Origin of the sequence: Mesorhizobium sp. M4A.F.Ca.ET.020.02.1.1 (assembly GCF_004022645.1) — a bacterium.
Classification (GTDB): domain Bacteria; phylum Pseudomonadota; class Alphaproteobacteria; order Rhizobiales; family Rhizobiaceae; genus Mesorhizobium.
On the sequence record NZ_RZOI01000744.1, the window covers coordinates 1 to 2,871 of the forward strand.

A 2,871-nucleotide genomic window follows, 5' to 3' on the forward strand; every position below is an offset into this window, starting at 1 on the left:
GTCGAAAATGACCGAATTCGGCTCGCCGTCGTCCGCCGCCAGGACAAGCACGGCGGGTTCGTGGATCGACGGGGCGAAATCGGGTATCTCGTCGTCGAGCACGACGAGATCGGGATCGACAAGACGCAAATTGCCGGCCCAGAACCAGCTGGATATCACAGTGCGAACCGGCCCGTCGGACATGAGCTGGCTGTACAGCGAATGATAGTCCATCCGCACGATGCGCCCGCGGCTGTCTCCGCCGTACACCTGCATGTACCAGCTTACCGGCAGCACGAGGATGGCGAGGACGGCGCCGGCGAAGACAATCGTGGCTTGCGTCTTCTTGCCCCTGTCGCCGATGGCATCCAGACGCATGGCGAGGGCGGCGGGCAGCAAAACGAAAACGGGAAGCATCCAACGATCGCGAAATTGCGTTACGCCGCCCGCCAGCACCACCACCAGCGTGATCAGCAAGGCAAGAGCAAACGCGCGCCAGACCAGCGTCTCGGGCCACGGCCAGGGCTGTGACGATGGCGCGGATTTCCTGATTGCCAATAAGAACGCAACGGCGAAGACGGCGATCGGAAGCCCGGCGAAGTTGAGTATCGCCTTGCCCAACCCGAACACGCCGAGCGATGCAGTCGCCGCCGCGCTGCCACCCTCGGCAACGCCGAAGCCGTCGCTATGCAACAGCAAGTCTTCAAGATGCGCGAAGCTCCAGTGGAATGTCGGCAGACAGGCAAGGATGGCCACCATAATGCTGATCGGGAAGCGGCGGTCGAAGATCGCCGCGCGGGTTTCGCGCAGCGACAGCGCCGCCAGAAACAGCGCGGCGATAAAGACGACATTGTTGTATTTCGAGAGCATCGCCGCGGCAGTTGCCAGGCCAAACAGCACATAGGCGGCGAGGGATCGCCGCTTCAACACCTCGACCAGCGCCAGGAACAGCACCGACGAAAAGCAGAATATGGCGACCGAGTGGGTGAGGGCATGCTGCATTTCCCAGATGATCTGTGGAAACAGAAGCAGCCCGAACATTGCGGCCGCGGCCGCGCGACTCGAGTAGCCTAGCCGACGTACCGCGGTGAAGTATGAGGCGAGCCCTCCGGCCAGCAGACCATACTTCACGATCTTCAGGGCGAGGACGTTGGTTCCGACCAGCGAGGCCGTCAGGTGGGCAAGCCAGGTGTAGAGCGGTGGCTGCGAACTGCCGTAGCCAGTCGCAAGGACCCGCATCACCATCAATTGCTCGGATTCATCGACGCCGACGCCAGTGCCTGCCCAATGCGACGACAGCGTCATCACCACGACCTGGACAAGGCAATATATGACGGCAAAGGCGAGCGCGGCGTTGAGTGGACCGGCCTTGTCGTCGCAAAGCCAGTCGGTCCATTTCTCTAGATGCTGCAAGGACGTCGTCTTCCCATCGCGGCCGCTCGAACCGTGCTTGGTCGAAACGCCACCTACACGGTCCAACACGCGCTGTCGCCCTTTTAAGTGCGCATCTTCTCGCCGCTCGGGTCGAAGGGCGGTTCGACATTGATGCGGGCCGGACGGCGGTGGCCGAGTATCTCGATCTCGAACAGACCGGCGCTTTGGTCCTCGGCCAACGCCGCCGGCACATAGCCCTGCGCCATCGACTTCTGAACATAGTGCGCATAGCCGCCCGAAGTGACCCAGCCCACCACACGCCAGTCGCCATCGGCGATGCCGCGCACTGCGGAGGCGCCTTCGGCAGCCTGCGAACCGCGCACTTCCTTGCCTGTGGTGTCGAAGCGAGGCGCGCCATAGCCATGTGGCTTTTCCACCGTACCGTAGTCCTTGCTGACCTTGGCCCAGATCGGCTCGTCGCCCATCACGTCCGCATCCGCTGCATCGACGATGAAGGAGACCCGGCGCAGTTTTGGCCCCTCGGCGAGCTCCTTGGCGGACGCCTCGCGGCCGATGAAGTCGTTCTTCTCCAGCTTGATGAAGCGGTCCATCGAGCCTTCGAACGGGCCGTAGATCGGGCGCAATTCGCGGAACCAGGTCGGGAAGTTCTTTTCAAGGCGCATCGACAGCAGGGCGCGCATGCCGAAATCGACGAGGCCGAACTCCTCGCCAGCTTCCTTGATCGCCTTGTAGACGAGGCGCTGATAGGCGGGCGCCATCCAGATCTCGTAGCCGAGGTCCCCAGTATAGGTGATGCGGTTTACCAGGCAGGGCGCGCCGCCGACGGCCATCTCGCGGAAATCCATGAATCGGAAGGCCTTGGTGGAGATGTCGACATCGACCAGCTTCTGCAGCAGGTCGCGAGATTTCGGCCCGGCGATCGACAGGCCGACCAGTGTCTGGTCGAAGCGGTGGATGCGCACGGAGCCGTCCTTCGGCAGGTGCTTCTCGAACCAGCGCATATGGTATTTCTGCGCGGCCGACGAGCCCCAGATCATGAAGCGGTCCTCGCCTGACTTGGCGATGGTGAAGTCGCCGATCAGCTTGCCGAACTCGTTGACCATCGGGGTCAGCACGATGCGGCCAACCTTCGGCATGCGGTTGGTCATCAGCCGGTTGAGGAATTCCTCGGCTGACGGTCCGGAGACTTCGTATTTGGCGAAGTTGGCGATCTCGGTGACGCCGACCTTCTCACGCGTGGCGCGCACCTCCTCGCCGATCGGGCCGAAGTCGTTGGAGCGATGGAAGGAGACGATGTCCTTGGGCTCGGTACCCTTCGGGGCGAACCAGAGCGGGGTTTCCAAGCCCCACGAGTCGCCCATGACGGCGTTGTTGGCGAGCATGGTGTCGTAGAGCGGCGTCGTCTGCGCGGGGCGGGCGGCGGGCAACTCTTCGTTCGGGAAGCGGATCGAGAAGCGGCGCGAATAATTCTCGCGCACCTTGGCATTGGTGTACCGC

At 62.9% G+C, this 2,871-nt stretch carries 2 protein-coding genes; both read right to left on the bottom strand.

Features of this window, described 5'->3' with window-relative positions:
• Positions 1 to 1,461 (bottom strand): glycosyltransferase family 39 protein (locus EN742_RS30345; RefSeq protein ID WP_128333630.1); only part of this gene is annotated, 1,461 nt, incomplete at its 3' end.
• A 14-nt stretch (positions 1,462 to 1,475) separates the two neighbouring features.
• The coding region (locus EN742_RS30350; RefSeq protein ID WP_281035023.1) for a glycine cleavage T C-terminal barrel domain-containing protein at positions 1,476 to 2,871 on the bottom strand (1,396 nt) is incomplete at its 5' end.